General features: G+C 61.5%; 24 protein-coding genes and 1 pseudogene. 24 read left to right on the top strand and 1 reads right to left on the bottom strand.

All coding sequences use genetic code 11. The features are described from left to right. The first annotated feature begins 14 nt into the window (after nucleotides 1-14). The 21 genes and pseudogenes from secG to V4529_02860 all read left to right on the top strand — a co-directional run bounded on the left by secG (nucleotide 15) and on the right by V4529_02860 (nucleotide 17,302). Nucleotides 15-413 (top strand): preprotein translocase subunit SecG, encoded by a 399-nt coding sequence (secG, locus tag V4529_02960; GenBank protein ID MES2357282.1) that lies wholly within the window; start codon nucleotides 15-17, stop codon nucleotides 411-413. Between the two features lie 7 nt (nucleotides 414-420). Then, nucleotides 421-1,542: a glutamine-hydrolyzing carbamoyl-phosphate synthase small subunit gene (gene carA / locus V4529_02955; protein MES2357281.1), complete on the top strand. Its 1,122-nt coding sequence runs from the start codon at nucleotides 421-423 to the stop codon at nucleotides 1,540-1,542. Between the two features lie 217 nt (nucleotides 1,543-1,759). Beyond that, nucleotides 1,760-2,080 carry an HU family DNA-binding protein gene (locus V4529_02950; GenBank protein MES2357280.1) on the top strand — a complete coding sequence of 107 codons (321 nt, stop codon included), beginning with the start codon at nucleotides 1,760-1,762 and terminating at the stop codon, nucleotides 2,078-2,080. Nucleotides 2,081-2,107: 27 nt separating this feature from the next. Beyond that, entirely contained in the window at nucleotides 2,108-2,344 is a 237-nt protein-coding gene (locus tag V4529_02945; GenBank protein MES2357279.1) for a MoaD/ThiS family protein, read from the top strand. Then, nucleotides 2,341-2,805: a molybdenum cofactor biosynthesis protein MoaE gene (locus V4529_02940; GenBank protein ID MES2357278.1), complete on the top strand. Its 465-nt coding sequence runs from the start codon at nucleotides 2,341-2,343 to the stop codon at nucleotides 2,803-2,805. The genes V4529_02945 and V4529_02940 overlap by 4 nt, the downstream gene beginning before the upstream one ends. Further along, nucleotides 2,802-3,776, top strand: a complete 975-nt coding sequence (gene moaA / locus V4529_02935; GenBank protein MES2357277.1) for a GTP 3',8-cyclase MoaA — start codon at nucleotides 2,802-2,804, stop codon at nucleotides 3,774-3,776. The genes V4529_02940 and moaA overlap by 4 nt, the downstream gene beginning before the upstream one ends. A 68-nt stretch (nucleotides 3,777-3,844) precedes the next feature. Continuing rightward, nucleotides 3,845-4,774: a malate dehydrogenase gene (gene mdh / locus V4529_02930; GenBank protein ID MES2357276.1), complete on the top strand. Its 930-nt coding sequence runs from the start codon at nucleotides 3,845-3,847 to the stop codon at nucleotides 4,772-4,774. 6 nt (nucleotides 4,775-4,780) lie between these two features. Continuing rightward, nucleotides 4,781-5,446 (top strand): succinate dehydrogenase cytochrome b subunit, encoded by a 666-nt coding sequence (locus V4529_02925; GenBank protein ID MES2357275.1) that lies wholly within the window; start codon nucleotides 4,781-4,783, stop codon nucleotides 5,444-5,446. A gap of 3 nt (nucleotides 5,447-5,449) precedes the next feature. Next, the gene (locus V4529_02920; protein ID MES2357274.1) at nucleotides 5,450-7,363 is read left to right on the top strand and encodes a fumarate reductase/succinate dehydrogenase flavoprotein subunit; all 1,914 of its coding nucleotides are present in this window, start codon (nucleotides 5,450-5,452) and stop codon (nucleotides 7,361-7,363) included. Then, nucleotides 7,363-8,118, top strand: coding sequence for a succinate dehydrogenase/fumarate reductase iron-sulfur subunit (locus tag V4529_02915; protein MES2357273.1), 756 nt, complete (start codon nucleotides 7,363-7,365; stop codon nucleotides 8,116-8,118). Before V4529_02920 ends, V4529_02915 begins: the two co-directional genes overlap by 1 nt. Before the next feature lie 14 nt (nucleotides 8,119-8,132). Next, nucleotides 8,133-8,381: a hypothetical protein gene (locus V4529_02910; GenBank protein MES2357272.1), complete on the top strand. Its 249-nt coding sequence runs from the start codon at nucleotides 8,133-8,135 to the stop codon at nucleotides 8,379-8,381. A gap of 122 nt (nucleotides 8,382-8,503) precedes the next feature. Continuing rightward, on the top strand, nucleotides 8,504-10,360 hold the full coding sequence (locus tag V4529_02905) for a methanol/ethanol family PQQ-dependent dehydrogenase (GenBank protein ID MES2357271.1): 1,857 nt from the start codon (nucleotides 8,504-8,506) through the stop codon (nucleotides 10,358-10,360). Between the two features lie 102 nt (nucleotides 10,361-10,462). Further along, complete coding sequence (locus tag V4529_02900; protein ID MES2357270.1) at nucleotides 10,463-11,008, top strand: c-type cytochrome; 546 nt, start codon at nucleotides 10,463-10,465, stop codon at nucleotides 11,006-11,008. Further along, entirely contained in the window at nucleotides 11,008-11,985 is a 978-nt protein-coding gene (coxB, locus tag V4529_02895) for a cytochrome c oxidase subunit II (protein ID MES2357269.1), read from the top strand. Before V4529_02900 ends, coxB begins: the two co-directional genes overlap by 1 nt. 59 nt (nucleotides 11,986-12,044) lie before the next feature. After that, nucleotides 12,045-13,916: a cytochrome c oxidase subunit I gene (gene ctaD, locus V4529_02890; GenBank protein MES2357268.1), complete on the top strand. Its 1,872-nt coding sequence runs from the start codon at nucleotides 12,045-12,047 to the stop codon at nucleotides 13,914-13,916. Next, on the top strand, nucleotides 13,913-14,521 hold the full coding sequence (locus V4529_02885; GenBank protein ID MES2357267.1) for a cytochrome C oxidase subunit III: 609 nt from the start codon (nucleotides 13,913-13,915) through the stop codon (nucleotides 14,519-14,521). The genes ctaD and V4529_02885 overlap by 4 nt, the downstream gene beginning before the upstream one ends. Continuing rightward, complete coding sequence (locus V4529_02880; GenBank protein MES2357266.1) at nucleotides 14,521-14,922, top strand: hypothetical protein; 402 nt, start codon at nucleotides 14,521-14,523, stop codon at nucleotides 14,920-14,922. Before V4529_02885 ends, V4529_02880 begins: the two co-directional genes overlap by 1 nt. A gap of 67 nt (nucleotides 14,923-14,989) precedes the next feature. Next, a pseudogene (locus tag V4529_02875) lies at nucleotides 14,990-15,386 on the top strand (4Fe-4S dicluster domain-containing protein). A 37-nt stretch (nucleotides 15,387-15,423) separates the two neighbouring features. Further along, nucleotides 15,424-15,792: a hypothetical protein gene (locus V4529_02870; protein MES2357265.1), complete on the top strand. Its 369-nt coding sequence runs from the start codon at nucleotides 15,424-15,426 to the stop codon at nucleotides 15,790-15,792. A gap of 128 nt (nucleotides 15,793-15,920) precedes the next feature. After that, nucleotides 15,921-16,799 (top strand): S8 family serine peptidase, encoded by an 879-nt coding sequence (locus V4529_02865; protein MES2357264.1) that lies wholly within the window; start codon nucleotides 15,921-15,923, stop codon nucleotides 16,797-16,799. Between the two features lie 44 nt (nucleotides 16,800-16,843). Continuing rightward, entirely contained in the window at nucleotides 16,844-17,302 is a 459-nt protein-coding gene (locus V4529_02860) for a hypothetical protein (protein ID MES2357263.1), read from the top strand. Between the two features lie 133 nt (nucleotides 17,303-17,435). On the opposite strand, the gene dcd is transcribed toward V4529_02860, so the two are convergent. Next, on the bottom strand, nucleotides 17,436-17,987 hold the full coding sequence (gene dcd / locus V4529_02855; GenBank protein ID MES2357262.1) for a dCTP deaminase: 552 nt from the start codon (nucleotides 17,985-17,987) through the stop codon (nucleotides 17,436-17,438). A 124-nt stretch (nucleotides 17,988-18,111) separates the two neighbouring features. Between dcd and V4529_02850 the strand changes: the two genes are divergently transcribed. The 3 genes from V4529_02850 to V4529_02840 are packed head-to-tail and all read left to right on the top strand — an operon-like array spanning nucleotide 18,112 to nucleotide 19,855. Further along, on the top strand, nucleotides 18,112-18,516 hold the full coding sequence (locus tag V4529_02850; protein ID MES2357261.1) for an NADH-quinone oxidoreductase subunit A: 405 nt from the start codon (nucleotides 18,112-18,114) through the stop codon (nucleotides 18,514-18,516). Beyond that, nucleotides 18,507-19,139, top strand: a complete 633-nt coding sequence (nuoB, locus tag V4529_02845) for an NADH-quinone oxidoreductase subunit NuoB (protein ID MES2357260.1) — start codon at nucleotides 18,507-18,509, stop codon at nucleotides 19,137-19,139. Before V4529_02850 ends, nuoB begins: the two co-directional genes overlap by 10 nt. Next, nucleotides 19,136-19,855, top strand: coding sequence for an NADH-quinone oxidoreductase subunit C (locus V4529_02840; GenBank protein MES2357259.1), 720 nt, complete (start codon nucleotides 19,136-19,138; stop codon nucleotides 19,853-19,855). The genes nuoB and V4529_02840 overlap by 4 nt, the downstream gene beginning before the upstream one ends. Nucleotides 19,856-19,897 lie beyond the last annotated feature (42 nt).

The following is a 19,897-nucleotide window of genomic DNA, read 5'->3' as shown; positions in this document are numbered from 1 at the left end:
GATTTAAGGGCTACATGTACACATTTCTCCTATTCCTCCTGATCCTGGTCAGCATCATCCTGATCGTGGCGATTCTGCTGCAAAGCGGGACCGGTCAGGGTCTATCCGCCAGCTTCGGCGGTGCCAGCTCTTCGCCTGACTCCTTCATCGGAGTACGACAGGCCGGCAATCTGCTCACCAAGATCTCCTGGTGGGGCGGCGGTCTCTTCCTCGCGCTCGCCTTCATCCTTCAGCTGATGTCGACGCAGCAGCGCGCACCCAAGTCGGTCCTCGAGGGCAAGCTGGGCGCACCGGCTCCGTTGACAGTACCATCGCCAAGCTCTGCTGCTCCGGCGATACCGCTCACGCCGGCGAATCCGGCACAGGCGAATCCTGCCAGTCCGGCGCCTGCCACAACGCCGCCCAAGAAGTAGGAACTCAGTGACAGCTGTCTCAGTTGGTCCAGGGTTCCTTCTTCTCGAAGACGGAACCCTTTTTCACGGTCGCCTGCATGGCGAGCCGCCTCTCGAGGGGGCCGAGGTCGTGTTCACAACGAACATGACCGGCTATCAGGAAGTCTTTTCCGATCCGTCGTATCGCGGCCAGATCGTGGTGATGACCGCGCCGCAGATCGGCAACTACGGTGTCAATCTGGAAGACCCGGAATCCGCGCGCGCACAGGTCGCGGGCGTGGTCGTGCGCGAGCTGTCCGCGACGTATTCCAACTGGCGGGCGGACGGCGATCTGCTTTCGTGGCTGACCGCAGCTGGCGTTCCGATTCTGGAAGACATCGACACGCGCCGCCTTACAAAGCACTTGAGGTCGGCCGGCGTCATGCGAGGCATACTCGGGCGCGGAGAGACTCCGTCACCTGAAGTTGTCGCGCAGCTGGAGTCCTGTCCCTCGATGGAAGGTCTCGATCTCGCGACCGTAGTGAGCACGGGCGAGAGCTACGAATGGGGCGACGCGAACGCGCCGCATCACATCGTGGCGTACGATTTCGGTATCAAGCGCAATATCCTTCGGCTCTTCGAGAAGACCAATTGCCGAGTGACGATCGTGCCTGCGGAGACGCCCGCGAAGGACGTGCTCGCGATGCATCCGGACGGGGTCTTTCTATCCAACGGCCCCGGCGATCCCGACGCGGTTACTTACGCACCGGAGACGGTACGCGAGCTCGCCAATTCGGGTATTCCGATGTTCGGCATCTGCCTTGGCCATCAGCTGATCGGTCTCGCATTTGGCGGCGCGACGACCAAGATGCCGTACGGCCATCGCGGCGGAAACCATCCAGTGCTCGATGTCGCGACGGGGCGAGTTCTGATCACGTCGCAGAATCATGGCTTCTCGGTGAAGGGAGATGACACCGGAATTCCGGGCGCCCCCGAGCTCGAGGTGACGCACGTGAACCTGAATGACAAATCGGTAGAGGGCCTACGCCATCGCACGCTGCCGGTGTTCGCCGTTCAATATCATCCCGAGGCTGCGCCAGGACCGCACGACGCCCAACCGCTGTTCAGGCAATTCCTGGAAAGCGTCGAAGCCGGCGTAAAGGGACGGTAGCGCGCGCGCGTAGGGCGCGGATGCATCCGCGCCTGGCCCCTTTACGCGCGATGGGATTCGGATGACCACGCCGATCGTCAAACCGCCGTCACACAGCCCAAGCCGGAGTTGGCCGAGCGGCGTCATCCCAAACGCCGGGCTGTTGATTCAGTGCTTGCGCGCTTCGTAGTAAACCCATACATTCCAACGACTTAGCCAATTCCATTGGGGTGTTGGGATGACAAAGGCGGACCTCGTCGAGCTGGTAACCGCGCAGATTGCGCAGACCGCCGGCCCCACGATCTCGAAGAAAGACTGCGCTCGCGTCGTCGACACCTTCCTCGACGCGATAAAGGACGCGCTGCGCGAGCAGCAGAACATCGAGGTGCGCGGCTTCGGCACCTTCAAGATCCGGCAGCGCAAGACTCGCATGGCCCGGAACCCTCGCACGGGGTCCCCGGTCGAGGTTGCGGCGCGCCCGGTTCCGGTGTTCAAGCCGTCCAAGGAGCTGCGGGCGCTCATCGCGGACATCGATATTACCGAGCTCTCGGAAGCCTGATGGGCGCAGCGTACCGATGAACGTCACGTGAACGTCACGGTACGCGTCTTCGCGTCATACGCCGACGCTCTGGGCGCCGACCGGGCCACGGTCACGGTGCCTGATCCGGCTACCGTCGGCGCTGTGCGCTCGGCGATCGCGGCCCTGTCGCCCAGGCTGCCGCCACGACCGATCATCGCCGTCAACGAGGAGTATGCGACCGACGACGTCGCAATCTCTGCCGGTGATGAAGTCGCCGTGATCCCACCGGTGGCCGGCGGATGAGCAGGTCGGGAATAGTCGGCGCCGCCATCGACGTGGCGGCCATCACCGACGAGGTCCGGGATCCCCATACCGGCGCGGTCGCGACGTTCCTCGGCACGGTTCGCGACAGCTCCGACTCGCGCACCGTCACGGGGCTCGAATATTCCGCGTACACGGGGATGGCGGAGCGGGAGATGCAGGCGATCGTGCGCGAGGCGATCGCGATCGCACCGGGCGTCCGAATCGTAGCGGTCCATCGCGTCGGCAATCTCGCCGTCGGCGAGGTCTGCGTCATGATCGCAGCTGCGCATGCGCATCGCGGTCCCGCGTTCGACGCGTGCAGATACGCCATAGAGGAGATCAAGAAGCGCGTGCCGATCTGGAAGCGCGAGCACTACTCCGACGGATCATCCGAATGGGTGAACGCGTGCGCACCGGACGCCCACGCGCGCTCGCCGTACCCGGAGGACACCCACGCATGATCGATCAGTTCGGGCGCAGCATCGAGTATCTCCGCATCTCCGTCACCGACCGGTGCAACTTCCGCTGCGTCTACTGCATGCCGGAGCGCGGACTGGACTGGATTCCGCGCGACGACATCCTCTCTGCGTCGGAGATCCACGAAGTCGTATCGCAGCTCGCCCCGCTCGGCCTGCGTCGCATCCGGATCACCGGCGGCGAGCCGACGCTGCGCAGAGACGTCTGCGACATAGTGTCGCGCATCGCGAGTGTCGATGGTGTCACTGACATCGCACTCTCGACCAACGGCGTGCGTCTCGAGGCGATGGGCGCGGAGCTCCGCGCAGCGGGCATCACGCGTGTCAATATCAGCGTCGATTCGCTCCGCCCTGACCGCATCGCTGCGATCGCTCGGCGAGATCTCAAGTTCGACCCCGTTCGTGTGCTGCGTGCAGCGATCGATGCTCGCTTCGATCCCATAAAGGTCAACACGGTCGTCGTGCGGGGTGTGAACGACGACGAGATAGCGTCCCTCGCGCGACTCACACTCGCTCTTCCGGTTCACGTGCGCTTCATCGAGCTGATGCCGGTGGGCGACATGAGTGACACGGGATTGGAGCGCGTCGTCCCCTCGGACGAGGTGCTCGCGACGGCTGACGCTGCGCTTGGCGGCATTCTGCCCGACATCGGGCCGGCACTGGGCAACGGGCCGGCGCGGTACTATCGCGCGCCAGGCGGGCTGGGAACGATAGGTGTTATAACACCTATTTCGCATACGTATTGTGCCTCGTGCAACAGGGTGCGCCTTACCGCGGACGGCCGGCTCCGGACCTGTCTTTTCGGCGACCACGAGGTCGATCTCCGGACTCCGCTCCGTGCCGGGATTCCGCTCGCCGCGTTCGTGGCGCGCGCGCTGGAAGAGAAGCCGCGCGAGCATGCGCTCCTACAACTGCGCACGGGCGGCCTTCGCGCCCTCTCGCAAACGGGGGGCTAGCCGCCTAAGTTAGAAGTATGGCATGTAGTAGTTGGCAAATCGGACTCACTCAAGACTCGAACACTTAAATGGTCAATAAAATCACGGTCGTCGGGGCTGGTAACGTTGGTGCTACCACCGCTCAACGCCTCGCCGAGAAGGAGCTTGCACGCCACGTAGTGATGGTGGACGTCGCTGAGGGGATTCCGCAGGGCAAGGGGTTGGATCAGTGGGAATCCGCTCCCATCGAAGGGTTCGATTCGCGAATCATCGGAACGAACAGCTACGATGAGACTGAAGGCTCCGACATCGTCGTCATAACTGCGGGAATCGCGCGCAAGCCCGGAATGTCGCGCGACGATCTGCTCAACACCAATGCCGGTATCGTCAAGCAGGTTTCCGAGCAGGTGAAGAAAACGTCGCCCAAGGCGATCCTGATCATCGTCTCCAATCCGCTGGATGTGATGTCCTACGTCGCGATGAAGACCACGGGCTTCCCGCGCGAGCGCGTGCTCGGCATGGCTGGCGTGCTCGACACTGCACGGTATCGCAGCTTCCTCGCCGAAGCAGCCGACGTTTCGGTTCGCGACATCCAGGCGATGGTGCTCGGCGGACACGGCGACACGATGGTGCCGTTGATCTCCTACACCAGCGTGAGCGGCATCCCGATCACGCAGCTCATCTCGAAGGAAAAGCTGGACGCAATAGTCGCGCGCACGCGTACTGGCGGCGGCGAGATCGTCAAGCATCTCAAGACCGGATCGGCGTACTACGCGCCGTCGGCTGCCGCAGTGCAGATGTGCGAGGCGATCGCGAAGGATCAAAAGCGCATCCTTCCTTGCGCCGCGTGGCTGCAGGGCGAGTACGGGCTGCGCGATCTCTTCCTCGGTGTGCCGTGCAAGCTCGGTCGCACGGGACTGGAGAAGATCTACGAGGTCGAGCTTACGGCTGACGAACGCAAGGCGCTCGAGGCGAGCGCGGAAGCGGTTCGCGAGCCGATGCGCGCTGTCAAGCTTTAGTCAGGGATGAACCAGGTCACCAGATTCTGGCGGTCGACGATCGGCAGGAAGGTCGTCATGGCCGTCACCGGCATCATCGGCATCGGCTTTCTGCTGGCGCACATCACTGGCAACCTGCTCGCGTTCAAGGGGCCGGACGCGATCAACTCATACAGCCACTTTCTGCACGGGCCCGGGGCGGAGCTGCTCTGGGCCGCACGTGTCGTATTGATAGTGGCGTTGATCCTTCACGTCGCCGCCGCCTACTCGCTCACCCAGCAGAGTCACGCTGCGCGGCCTGATGGATATACCAAGCGTGTGCCGCAGGCATCGACGCTCGCGTCGCGCTTCATGCGATGGGGCGGGGTGCTGCTGCTCGTCTTCATCGTGTATCACATTCTCCACTTCACCACCGGCACGTTCCATCCCGGCGGTGAGTACGTGGAAGGCGACGTGTATCACAATGTCGTACAGGCATTCCACGTCTGGTGGGTTGCGGCATTCTACATGGTGTCGATGGTCTTTCTGGGCCTTCATCTGTATCACGGAGCATGGAGCTCCGCACGTACACTCTCGATCACCGGTGATTCACCACATCCGCTCAAGCACCAGCTATCCGTCGCGATCGCGGTGGTGGTGTGGCTCGGATTCACTCTCGTGCCACTCGGCGTCCTGCTAGGCTGGATTGGATAGGTAATGGAACTGAACTCGAAGATTCCGCCGGGACCTCTCGCGGAAAAATGGGACCAGCACAAGTTCGACATCAAGCTTGTGAACCCGGCGAACAAGCGAAAGTACAGCGTCATCGTCGTCGGCTCGGGACTGGCGGGTGCGTCCGCGGCTGCGACATTGAGCGAGCTCGGCTACGCGGTAAAGTGCTTCTGTTTCCAGGATTCGCCACGCCGCGCGCACAGCATCGCTGCTCAGGGCGGAATCAACGCGGCGAAGAACTACCAGAACGACGGGGACAGCGTCTTCAGGTTGTTCTACGATACCCTCAAGGGAGGCGACTTCCGGTCGCGTGAGGCGAACAGCTATCGTCTCGCGCAGCTTTCCGTGAACATCATAGATCAGTGCGTCGCGCAGGGGGTGCCGTTCGCGCGCGAGTACGGTGGCCATCTCGCCAACCGCTCGTTTGGCGGAGCGCAGGTGTCGCGCACCTTCTACGCGCGCGGCCAGACCGGCCAGCAACTCCTGCTCGGTGCATACCAGGCGCTGGAAAAGCAGATCGCCAAGGGCCTCGTGACGATGTACCCGCGCACCGAGATGCTCGACCTCGTCATGGTCGACGGTAGAGCGCGCGGTATCGTGGTACGCAACCTCATCACCGGCAAGATCGAATCGCACGCCGCGGACGCCGTGGTGCTCGCTACCGGCGGCTACAGCAACGTCTTTTATCTGTCGACCAACGCACGCGGCTGCAACGCAACTGCAATCTGGCGCGCGTACAAGCGCGGGGCGGCATTCGCGAATCCGTGCTATACGCAGATCCATCCGACGTGCATTCCTGTGAGTGGCGACTATCAGTCCAAGCTCACGTTGATGAGCGAGTCGCTGCGCAACGACGGCCGCGTGTGGGTGCCCAAGGCGAAGGGCGACAAACGACCGCCCAACGAGATTCCGCCCGCCGAGCGCGATTACTACCTCGAGCGCAAGTATCCGGCGTTCGGCAACCTGGGCCCCCGCGATATCACCTCGCGCGCCGCGAAGGAAGTGTGCGACGAGGGCCGCGGCGTTGGCGAGACGGGCCGCGGCGTGTATCTCGACTTCGCGGACGCCATCAAGAGGCTCGGTGCGCAGACAATTACCGAGCGGTACGGCAACCTGTTCGAGATGTACGAGCGCATCACCGACGAGAACCCGTACAAGGTTCCGATGCGCATCTACCCCGCGCCGCATTACACGATGGGCGGCTTGTGGGTTGACTACAATCTGATGACGACCGTTCCCGGGCTGTACGCGCTGGGCGAGGCGAACTTCTCCGATCACGGCGCCAACAGACTCGGCGCCAGCGCGCTCATGCAGGGCCTGGCTGACGGCTATTTCGTGATCCCGTACACGATCGGCGATTATCTGGCGCGTGGCGGCATAAATGCCGTCAACACCGACATGCCGGAGTTCAGGAATACGGAGCGCGAGATCGCCGAGCGAACGTCGAAGCTGCTCTCCATCGACGGCAAGCGCACTGTCGACTCGATCCACCGCGAGCTTGGCCACATCATGTGGGATTATTGCGGCATGTCGCGCAACGACGCGGGGCTGCGCAAGGCGCTGGAGCTGATCCCGCAACTGCGCGAGGAGTTCTGGAAGGATGTCAACGTTCCAGGTTCTGATGCGGAATTGAATCAGGCGCTGGAGAAGGCAGGACGCGTTTCAGACTTCCTGGAGCTCGGCGAGCTGATGGTTCGTGATGCACTCAACCGTACCGAGTCATGCGGCGCGCACTTCCGCGAGGAAAGTCAGACTCCTGATGGCGAAGCGTTGCGTGACGATGAGCATTTCGCATACGTGGCCGCCTGGGAATACGCGGGCGCGAACGCTGCACCGATCCTCAACAAGGAACCGCTCGAGTTCGAGAGCATCCATCTCTCTCAGCGGAATTACAAATAATGAACCTCAAGCTTCACGTCTGGCGCCAACCATCGGCAAAGGACACGGGCAGGATCGAGACATACGAAGCGCGAGACGTTTCGCCGGACATGTCGTTCCTGGAGATGCTGGACGTCGTGAACGAGGAACTGATCGTCGCCGGCAAGCGACCCATCGCATTCGATCATGATTGCAGGGAAGGGATCTGCGGATCGTGCGGCATGATGATCAACGGCGTCGCGCATGGTCCGCAGCGGGCCACTGCCGCGTGTCAGCTGCACATGCGCACGTTCAAGGATGGTGACGAGATCATAATCGAGCCGTGGCGGGCGCGTGCGTTCCCGATCATCAAGGATCTGGTGGTGGATCGCAGCGCTTTCGACCGCATCATCCAGCGCGGTGGTTACGTGAGCGTGAACACTGGTGGCGCGCCGGACGGCAACGACATTCTGGTTGGCAAGTCGAGCGCCGACCATGCGATGGATGCTGCAGCCTGCATCGGCTGCGGTGCGTGCGTGGCTGCGTGTCCCAATGCATCGTCGTCGCTGTTCACGGGAGCCAAGATCACGCATCTCGGCAAGCTGCCCCAGGGTCAGCCGGAGCGCGACCGTCGCGTGATCGGCATGGTCGAGCAGATGGATATCGAAGGGTTCGGAAATTGCTCGTGGTTCGGTGAGTGTCAGGAAGCGTGCCCCAAGGAGATCAGCCTCGACGTGATCAAGCAGATGAACCGCGATTACGTCGCCGCGTCGGCACGCGCCTCCAGCAACGAGTAAACCGGAGCGGCCCAATGGCGAGAGAGTCCACGAACGATCATCCCGATCCGAAATTCCTGGACTCGGAGACGGCGTTGGGCGGCGCCGATGCGGTCGAGAAGACGACGTACGTCGTCGGTGACGGGACCAGCCCGGAAGCGCTCACACCGCGCGACAGGCCGCCGAGCGTTGGGCGCTCGGGGCCGAGTGTCATTGCCTGGGTCGCGATAGCTGCGGCGCTGCTGATCGCAATCGCCTACGTATTCGGCGTAGTGCGCGCGTAGTGCGCGCGTAGCCGCGCCCGAGAGTACTCTCGCGTACTGACAACGCACGAGCACGCTCCCCGGACCGCATGGGAACGGTTTGTGCAAACATGCGAACCACACTACGAGAGTGAGCGTGGAGCGTGCGACGAGCGTCCTGGGTTCGCGTTATAACGGGTTCTGGAACTGTGATCGTTGTGGCGCTTGCCGCACTCGCGTGCAGCGCGCCGGAACGGGGTGAGCGGCAGCCGGCTCGCGCAGCCGGCGTTGTAACCCCGCCAACCACGGACACACGGGCCAACCCTCTGCCCGAGACCGGCGACTGGACGCAACCCGCAAAGGATTACGCCAACACGCGGTACAGCGGACTCGACAGCATCAACGCGTCGAACGTCTCCCGGTTGGCTCTCGTGTCGACGTTCTCGACTTCTGTCTTGCGCGGACACGAGGCTGCGCCTCTGGTCGTGAACAACACGCTGTACGTCGTAACACCATTCCCGGACATCCTGTACGCCATCGACCTCACCAAGGCTGGCTGGCCGGTGAAGTGGACCTACAAACCAAACCCCGCATCCGCCGCTCAGGGGGTGGCGTGCTGCGACGTTGTAAATCGCGGCGCGACATACTATGACGGCGCGCTCTACTACAACACGCTCGACGACCACGTCGTCGCCGTCGACGCCAACACAGGCGCCGAGCGGTGGAACGTCAAGGTCGGTGATATCAACACCGGGGAAACGCTGACGATGGCGCCCCTCGTTGCGAAGGGAAAGGTCATCGTCGGCAACAGCGGCGGCGAGCTTGGAGTGCGCGGCTGGATTCAGGCGCTCGATGCAAAAACGGGTCGCACGATCTGGAAGGCGTACGCTACCGGCCCCGACAAGGACGTGCTCATCGGTCCTCGTTTCAAGCCGTTCTACGCTAGCGATCGCGGGACCGACCTCGGCGTCAACACGTGGAAGGGCGATCAGTGGAAGACTGGCGGCGGTGGCGCGTGGGGCTGGGTGTCGTTCGATCCGTCGCTCAATCTCATCTATTACGGTACCGCCAACCCTGGTCCGTGGAATTCGAATCAGCGTCCCGGCGACAACAAGTGGACGTCGACGATCTTTGCGCGGGATATCGACACAGGTGAGGCGGTATGGGCCTACCAGGTGAGCCCGCACGACCTGCACGACTACGACGCCGTAAACGAGAACGTGTTGTTGAATCTTCCGATCGACGGCACGACGCGAAAGGTGCTCGTGCATCCGGATCGCGACGGCTACATGTACGTGATCGATCGAACCAACGGAGAGGTTCTATCGACCGCGGCCTTTGCACCGGTGAACGCGGTGGACAGCATCAACATGAAGACCGGCCGGCCGGCCAACAATCCGCAGAAGCACCCGGATCTCAACGTAACCGTGCGCGACATCTGTCCTGCGCCACCCGGCGGGAAGGACTGGCAGCCTTCCGCGTATTCACCGCGTACCGGTCTGCTGTACGTGCCGCACAACAATCTATGCTACGACGCGGAGGCGGTTCCTGCGAGCTACATCGAGGGAACTCCGTACGTCGGGATGAACGAGAAGATCTACGCTGGTGCGGGTGGGAACGGCGGTGTGTTCTCCGCCTGGGATCCCGTTCATGCGCGCGAGGTCTGGTCGCTTCCTGAACGTTTCCCCGTTTGGAGCGGAGCGCTCGTTACAGCAGGGGATGTCGTCTTCTACGGCACGATGGATGGCTGGTTCAAGGCGGTGGATGCACGGAACGGCAGACTTCTCTGGAAGGCCAAGACCGCATCCGGCATCGTCGGGCAACCGACGACGTTCGTGGGGCCCGATCACAAGCAATACGTCGCAATTCTGATCGGCGTCGGTGGCTGGGCGGGGGCGATTGTGGCGGGCGACCTCGATCCAAAGGATTCAACCGCCGGCGGCGGCCTCGCCAACGCGATGAAGGATCTCCCGAAATACACGACCAAGGGCGGCGCGCTCTATGTCTTCGGGATCAAGTAGCATCAGGCCGCCGCTCGGCTGCGCGATCGTCGCGCTGACACTCGCGCCATGCGCACGTTGCGCAGACGCTCCAACTGTCCAGTAGCAATGGAGGTCACGGCGATGTGGCGAATCGCAACCGTTGGTCTTTTCACACTGGTCGGTATGATCGCGTGCGAGCGAGAGCATCGCACATTTCACGGAACGCCGGCGTCCAACGCGACACCGGCGGTTCGCGTGACTTCACTCGAGCCCGGACCGGTGGTGGTGACCGACAGTGCACCGGGGCCCTACGGTGGAAACGCGTACGGAATGTCGCAGGGCAAACAGCTCTTCACGCAGATGAATTGCGTGGGATGTCACGCGCACGGTGGCGGGGCGATGGGGCCGGCGCTCATGGACATGACCTGGATCTACGGCAGCAATCCGGACCAGGTATTCGCGACGATTCAGGAAGGACGCCCCAACGGCATGCCATCATTCCGCGGCAAGCTCACCAACGATCAGATCTGGCAGCTTGTCGCGTACGTGCGGTCGATGAGTGGCATCGGCAGGCGCGACGTTCGAAGCGGACGCGCGGATGAGATGTACGGGCGGTCGTCGGAGCAAAACACCAAAACAGGAAAACCGAAAACGACGGGCCCGGCGTCCGCGTCCGAGATGCCGTGATGCAGCTGCAGATTCCGCCGGCATGGGCAGGCCACGAGTCGGTCTTTCGGCCGTCGAGCGAGCCGGCACATGCGGTGTTCGGTCTCTTTACCTTCATGATGACCGTCTCGGTCATCGTCTACGTCGTCGTAATCGTTGCGACGTTCACTGCGGTCCGGCGCTCGCGTGGCTCCGGAGCCGCCCCCGCGACGCAGGATCGCGAGCGGTCGTTGCATCGCGCTGTCACCGCCGCGACCGCGGCAACCGTACTGATACTCTTCGCGTATCTCCTCTACGACTTCGGTGTCGGCCGCGCGGTCGCCGCACCGCGCGATGCAGCGAATGCGCTGCAGATCGACGTCGTGGGCCACCAGTGGTGGTGGGAAGTCCAGTATCAGGACACTGCGCCGCAGCGACTTCTTGCGACGGCAAACGAGATTCACGTCCCGATTCACCGTCCAGTGCTGATCGACCTTTCGTCGAACGACGTGATCCACAGCTTCTGGATTCCGAACCTCAACGGCAAGAAGGACCTCATTCCCGGCCATCACAACGATGCATGGTTCGAGGCCGACACTGCAGGGGTGTATCGCGGTCAGTGCGCCGAGTTCTGCGGGTTGGAGCATGCGAAGATGGCGATCGTCATCGTGGCTGAAACTCCGGAACAGTACAGCGCGTGGTACAACGCCCAACTCCAGCCACCACAGCTGCCCACCGATTCGCTTCGATTGGCGGGTCAGAAAGTCTTTCTGTCAGCGCCGTGCGTCATGTGCCACGCCATTGGCGGGACGCCTGCGGGAGCGACTATGGGCCCGAACCTCACACATGTGGGAAGCCGAATGACGCTGGCGGCGGGGGTCCTTCCCAACACTCCCTCCAACCTGGAGTCGTGGATCGCGGACCCGCAGCGCGTCAAGCCCGGCGCGAACATGCCGGCGACCCATCTCTCTCGCGCTGATCTTCGCGCAGTGACAGCCTACCTGGAGGGCCTCAAGTGAGCGCCGCGCCGCTACCGGTTTCAGCTCCGCTCACGCCATTGAGCGCGGACCCCGACGCGATGGCTGAACTCGAACGAACCTGGCGCAGCAGTCACACAGGCCTGTGGGGCTGGCTGACCACGACCGACAACAAGAGTATCGCGAAGCGCTACATCATCACCGCGTTCATGATGTTCCTGCTCGGCGGGATCGACGCCGCAATGATGCGGCTTCAGCTCTCGCGGCCGGAAAACCACATACTCGGCCCCGATCTGTACAATCAGTTCTTTTCCACGCACGGAACGACGATGATGTTTCTCTTCGCCGTTCCGATGATGACCGCTATGGGACTTTATTTCGTCCCATTGATGGTAGGATCTCGCGAGGTCGCGTTTCCGCGGTTGAACGCGTTCGGATATTACACATATCTGATCGGTTGCGTGTTTCTGTACGTCGAGTTCCTGATGAACACCGGAATCGACGTCGGCTGGTTCGCATATGTACCGCTTGCCGGTCCGCAATTCTCCGCGGGCAAACGCGCCGACGTGTGGGCGCAGACCGTGACGTTCACTGAGATCGCCGGCATCATCGCCGCCATCCAGATCATCGTGACCGCGTTCAAGCAGCGCGCACCTGGAATGTCGCTCAATCGTATTCCGCTGTTCGTCTGGTCGATGGTCGTCGTGTCATTCATGATCGTGTTCGCGATGCCCTGGGTCGCTGTCGCGAGCCAGTTTCTCGCGATGGACCGCGCGATCGACACGCACCTCTTCAATCCCGCGGAAGGCGGCGACGCGATACTGTGGCAGCACCTTTTCTGGTTCTTCGGGCATCCGGAGGTGTACATCATCTTCATCCCCGGACTCGGGATGATCTCCAGCATCATCACGACCTTCACGCGACGACAGATATTCGGATATCCCGCGATGGTGCTGTCGCTCGTGGCGACCGCGGTGCTCGCGTTCGGACTCTGGGTGCATCACATGTTCGCAACCCCGCTACCGCAACTCGGCGAGAGTTTCTTCACGGCGGCAAGCGTCACTATCGCCATTCCGACCGGTGTGCAGATATTCTGCTGGATCGCGACGCTGTGGTCCGGCCGCGTGCGACTTGCTACGCCGATGCTATTCGTGCTCGGTTTCTTCATCGTATTCATTATCGGCGGCCTCACGGGAGTGATGGTCGCGTCGGTGCCGTTCGATCTGCAGGTACACGACACGTATTTCGTCGTCGCCCACTTCCACTACGTACTGCTCGGCGGAGCGGTGTTCCCTCTCTTCGGCGCATTCTACTACTGGTTTCCCAAAGTCACCGGGCGAATGCTCAGCGAGACGCTCGGCAAATGGCAATTCTGGCTCTTCCTGATCGGAGTGAACGTGACGTTCTTTCCGATGCATATCCTGGGACTCGAAGGGATGACGCGACGCGTTTACACGTATCTCGCGGCGACTGGATGGGGTACTCTCAACCTGCTCGCGAGCATCGGCGCGGTCATAATCGCGAGCAGCGTGATAGTGTTTCTCGTCAACGTCGTCAGGTCGCTGCGTGCAGGCGCGATCGCTGGCAACAATCCGTGGGATTCCGACACACTCGAGTGGGCGACGACGTCACCGCCAGGCCCGTGCAGCTTTCCGGACATTCCCGTTGTCACGAGCCGCGACGGTCTGTGGGAACAACGCGATGACGTACCTGTGATGACCGGGCTTCGGACCGACCGTCGCGAAGTGCTCGTAACGACGATTCACAACGCGGAGCCGGAGAGCAGGCACGAAATGCCCGGCGATACCATCTGGCCGTTGCTGCTCGCACTTGCGGTAGGTGGTGCGTTCATCGGCGCCGTGTACGCCCCGATCGGTCTTGTCATCGGCACGATCGTCGCGCTTCCCATTGCGCTCGGCTGGGCCTGGCCCGACCCGCCGAAAGGGCCCGCAATGGTGGACGACGTACGATGAAGCCGATACGTGTCGTCGCCGACGTCTCTCAGCTGCCCGACGTGACGTTCGGGCCGCGCAGCACTACGTGGTGGGGTACGGTCGGCTTCATGGTCACCGAAGGACTCACACTCGTCATCTGCGCGTTTGCGTATCTCTATCTGCGCAAGAACTTCTACCACTATCCGCCGGAGGGAACGCGGCTGCCGAGTCTCGGCATTCCGGTCATTCAACTGATCGTGATGCTGCTCAGCATCATTCCGATGTTCTTCGCGGCGCGGTACGCCCGGCGGCTCGACGTGAACGGTACGCGCATCGCGCTTCTGATCGCTCTGGTGATCAAGCTGGCGATTCTCGTGCTTCGCTGGTACGAATTTCCTGCTCTCAACACGCAATGGAACAGTGACGCGTACGGGTCGGCCGCGTGGATCGTGATGGGATTTCACACGACTCTGCTGATTCTCGACGTCGCCGAGGATGCAGGGTTCGCGCTGATATTGTGGACGGGGCGCGCACGAGCGCGGACGATGTCCGACGTCGTCGATGACGTGCTGTACTGGTACTTCACCGTTGCGGCGTGGGTGCCGCTGTTCGTGCTGTTGTTCCTGTATCCGCGGTGGACGTGATGGAGATCATCCGCGCATCGTCGCGTTCGTTGCAGGACCATCCCGTACGTGCGGGCGCACTCTGGTTCGGCTTTCTCTGCGGTCCGCTCGCGGCGCTGACCAACGAGGCCGTCGAGTACGTGCTCGTTTCGTGGTCGTGCGGCCGGTTCGACAGTGTATCGCGAATCCTGTTGCACGCCGTACCCGCGGCGCTGATCGTTCTCTGCATCGTCGCGGCGCTGGTGGGCTGGCGTGCAGCGAGGCTAGGGAGCCTCGCGGGGGACGGTCACCGGATGGACGCCGCCCGCAGCAATCGCGCATTCATCGGACTCGTCGCCGTCGGACTCAGCGCGCTGGGCGCGCTGGTCATCCTGTCCCAGTGGATTCCAGTGCTGTACGTGAATTCGTGCGTGATGACGTGATGGGGGACGGGATAGGGACGGAGTAGGGACGGACTCCTTATCGGTCCAATGCGTGCGGCTCCAACGCGACCGCATCATCCAGCGCGGTGGTTACGTGAGCCTGAGCACCGGTGGTGCGCCGGATGGCAACGACATCCCGATCGGCAAGTCCAGCGCCGACCATGCAATGGATGCCGCGGCCTGCGTAGGTTGTGGGGCATGCGTCGCGGCCTGCTCCAACGCGTCATCGTCGTTGTCCACGGGAGCCAAAATCACCCATCTTGGCAAGCTGCCGCAGGGTCAGCCCGAGAGCGACCGTCGCGTGATCGACATGGTCGAGCAGATGGATGTCGAAGGGTTCGGAAATTGCTCGTGGTTCGGTGAGTGTCAGGAAGCGTGCCCCCAAGGAGATCAGCCTCGACGTGATCAAGCAGATCGACCGCGATTACGTCGCCGCGTCGGCACGCACTTCGGGTATCGACTGAGCATGAGAACACCCTAGCCTCCACACGGGGCGGCAAGATGGCAACAGGGTCCACGAACGATCATCCCGATCCGAAATTCGTGGACTCGGAGACGGCGTTGGGCGGCGCCGATGCGGTCGAGAAGACGACGTACGTCGTGGGAGAGGGCACAGATCCCAACGCGCTCTCGCCCTCGCGCCACCAGGATGATGTACATAAGCGTCTGTCGAGTCCGGCGGCCTGGCTCATAGCCGGGATAATCGTGTTACTCGTTGTTGTGTACGCGCTTGGCGGCAAGCTAGGCCGATTCGACGATTTCTGGCACACCGCCAAGGAAAGGGAATTTCGTTCGATACTGGCGGAGATACTTTTTTTTCACGCACGCAGCTCTGGAATAATTGACTCCTCTCGCCAAACGGCACGCTGACCGTATGTTTACCACTTCTGCAACGACCCGAGGTCGTAAATCCAGCAGGCAACGAAGTTTCGTTTTTCGGCGGCGTCATCGTTCTGGCTACAGCGTGTACGGACCCGTCATCGCCTTTAGCTCCGCCAGTGCCTTCTGCGTCGATCCAGGCCGCTCGCGGCGATACGATCCCGGGGAGCTACATCATTGTGTTCCGGTCAGACTCGGCGCCCAGCGCCGCGGCGACGACGCGACACGTGAGTCATTTACTGGCGATAGGCGGCGGTCGATTACACTTCGTCTATGACGCACTGCACGGCTACGCCGTGGACGGTCTAACGGCGGCAGGGGTAGGTAAGGTTAGAGCGGATCCCGCCGTGGCGTACGTCGAACCGGATATGATTGTGCGTCCTGATAACGCGCAGTACAATCCAGGAGTCGGCCTCGATCGGATCGACCAACAGTATTTGCCGCTCGATTCGACCTTTACATTTGCGGGTTCGTTTGACGGTTACGGTGTTAACGTTTACATCATCGACTCTGGAGTGCGGCCAGCAGTAGCGAACATGAGCTTCGGAGGTATACCGAGCGCATTCGCAGTTCGCGACGCAATCAATAACGTAACCGGAGCTGGCATCCCATTCGTCAAGTCGGCGGGCAACGATTCAGCCAATGCCTATTTGGATCGCGGTAACCGTGCCAACCTCGAGTTGGTTGTCGGCGCGACCGATCCAACCAACGACACGTATGCGTCGTTTTCCGACTCTGGATCAACGATCAACATCTGGGCACCGGGCGTGCGGGTATCGGTGGCCGATCAGCTCAATCCCGGTTACGGGAAACAAGCTAATGGTACATCATTCAGCGCGCCCTATGTATCCGGATTTATAGCGGCGTTGCTCTCGAAATACCCTACGATGTCATCGTCTGCGGTGTATAGCCAAACGTTGAACGGCAGCACTCAGAACGTCATCATCGGTTTGCCGAGTGGTAATAACAATCGGCTCCTATACGCCGTTGTTCCCTAAGGAAGGTCTTTAGTACGAAGTCGTTTCCTTGCATGGGGGTCTCAATGAACAAAGCGTATCATACGACGACTGCGCTGCCGGTCTGTTGCCGTGCCGCGCTTGTGGTGGCGGGTCTTGTTGCATGCTCGGGAATAACAGATCCACATTCGCCAACGATTTCATTTACGCCGCAACCATCATCATCAAGTTTCACGCCCAGTGCTCCTGTTGTCCAATTGACTCGATCAACGGTGACCGTATCGAGCACACTGATGACACCAACGCCGTGCTATGAAATTGGGGCAACCGATGCAGTCGCCGCCGATACGTTAACGATTAGCCTGGTCGCTCAGTCTGCGGTTCCTAAAGGCGCTTCCTGTGAGCAGGCTTTGGCAACCTTTGCCTTCACAGTCAAATCTCTTGGCGTGCCTCCGACGGTGTCGTACCTTCGCGTGGTGCAGGCTGGTGCCGTTGCTGGATTCCCGCATGTCATCGCCGATCAGGCGATCACACTGCCGCGCTAACGCGACACACGGGCTTGAATTCCAGGAGTGGTTGGCAATCTGAAGCTAGGCACACGCTCAGCGCGAAATCTTGAATTGCGGCAGACGGGGTGTGGCTTGGCAGAAGAAACGCTCCCAAGCCGCACCTCACCGCCTACAGCCTCGGCAGCGTCACCCCCGACTGCCCCTGGTACTTGCCCTTCTTGTCCTTGTAGGACGTGATGGGCGGCTCGTCGCCCTTGAAGAACATCACCTGCGCAATCCCCTCGTTGGCGTAGATCCGGGCCGGAAGCGGGGTAGTGTTGGAGATCTCGAGCGTGACGAAGCCTTCCCATTCGGGCTCAAACGGTGTCACATTTGTGATAATTCCGCAGCGCGCGTAGGTCGATTTGCCGACGCAGAGCGTTACCACGTCGCGCGGGATGCGGAAGTACTCGACCGAGCACGCCAGCGCGAAGGAGTTGGCCGGGACGATGCAGACATCACCCTCGAACTCCACGAACGACTTGGGATCGAACTGCTTGGGATCCACGATCGAGTTGAGAACGTTGGTGAAGATCTTGAACTGGTTCGACACGCGCATGTCGTAACCGTAGGAGCTCACGCCGTAGGAGATGACCCCTGAGCGAACCTGGCTGTTCTCGAATGGTTCGATCATCCCCTTCGCGGCTTGCTCGATGATCCAGCGATCAGACTGAATGGACATTCAATTCCGAGTAAATCGTTTCCGTTGAAAAGAGACTTAACATACGCTAAAATCTCCCAAGACGCATTAGTGAAATTTTTCACATGCGGGTTGGCCTAGAACGGCCGCCTGCTCTCAATTCGGCATGGCGCGAGAATACTTTCCAGTCCTGCTGTTGCTCGGCTTCGTAGTCATGAACGCCGTCCTCATTATCGGAGTTTCAGCCCTTACGATTCGCAAGCGGCCGACCCCGGTAAAGCGTGCCGTATACGAATCCGGAATCCCGGCAATCGGAGACGCGCGAGAGCGCTTCTCGGTCGCGTTCTACATGATCGCGATGCTGTTCATCATATTCGACATCGAAACCGTCTTCATGATTCCCTGGGCGGCCGCATTCCGCCAGCTGTCATGCAGCGCGGAGCTCGTGGGCGGCATGTGCCCCGCGGGCTCGACGTCGTTCTTTGGCCTCGGCGAGATGCTCATATTCATGGCAATCCTCGTCGTCGGCTTCGTGTACGTGTGGAAGAAAGGAGCACTCAGATGGGATTGACCGCTCGCCCGGATTCGGCGCTCAAGCGCGTCGAGTACGATCCCCAGTCGCAGGACGGCTGGGTCACAACGCGGCTCGATTTCCTCGTCAATTGGGGCCGGGCAAACTCTCTCTGGCCCATGCCGTTCGGGACCGCATGCTGCGCTATCGAGTTCATGGCGACAGCAGCCGCCGACTTCGACCTTGCACGATTCGGCATGGAGCGAATGTCGTTCTCGCCGCGCCAGTCCGACGTGCTGATCTGCGCCGGACGAGTGCCGTTCAAGCTGGCGCCGATCATCCGCCGCATCTGGCAGCAGATGGCCCAGCCCAAGTGGGCGATCGCGATGGGCGCGTGCGCATCCACCGGCAACATGTTCGACAATTACGCAGTGGTGCAGGGAATCGACACGATCATTCCAGTCGATGTCTACGTACCCGGTTGCCCGCCGCGTCCCGAAGGTTTGCTGTACGGGATCCAGATGCTCCAGAAGAAAGTCATGAGCGAGCGCATGTCCGACCGCGTGCTGCGGGACGAGATGGAACCCGATCCCACCACCCAGCTGTACATCCCACCGCCGGCGATCGACGAGATTTCGGAGCCGTTCGGCAACTCGATCAATCAGACGCGTTCAACGCCGTGACCGGACTAACCGAACCAACTGAATCGTTTGACGTCGTATCCGTTGGCAGCGCGCTCACGAATGCCAAGCCGGCAACAACGCCAAGGAATTTGCCGCACCGCGGCGGAGACGAGAATCCGTCAGCCCAGGCGTTGAAGCAACAGTTCGGAGACGCAATCCTGCGCGTGTCGGTCGGCTGGGGCGAGACGACAGTCTTCGTCGCACATGACCGGGCCGGTGAGATCATTCGCTGGTTGCACGACGATCCGTCACAGCAGTACGACTACCTCGCGGACGTCACGGCTGTCGAATACAGAGAGACCGAAGTTCCGATGGAAGTGGTCTGGCATCTCCGCTCGCTTCCGTATCGCCGCTTTCTCCGCATCAAGACAGAGCTGCCGAAGGACGCACCGCTCGAAGTCGACAGCGTCTGGAGTATCTACCGCTGCGCCGACTGGCTCGAGCGCGAATGTTACGACATGTTCGGCATAAAGTTCATCGGGCACCCGGATCTGCGTCGGCTGCTGATGTGGGAGCAGTACAAGGAAGGCTATCCGCTGCGCAAGGATTTCCCGCTCCGTGGTCGCTTCAGCCGGTCCGAGCAGCTGCGTCAGGCCCTGGCAGCGAACCCCGAATCACGTTATTCGATGGAAGAGCTGACTGTCGCCGAGGCATTCAGCGAGATCCCGGACGACATGCGGCGCCGGCTCGCGTCGGGTGAAAGGACGGGAGAGTAAGAATCATGGCGACCAAGACAAGAACAATAGAAGTAGAACTCT

The sequence above is a fragment of the Gemmatimonadota bacterium genome (genome assembly GCA_040388625.1).
Taxonomy (GTDB): domain Bacteria; phylum Gemmatimonadota; class Gemmatimonadetes; order Gemmatimonadales; family Gemmatimonadaceae; genus Fen-1247.
The sequence above is the reverse complement of the archived record's forward strand: the minus strand, read 5'-3'. Positions and strand labels throughout refer to the sequence as shown.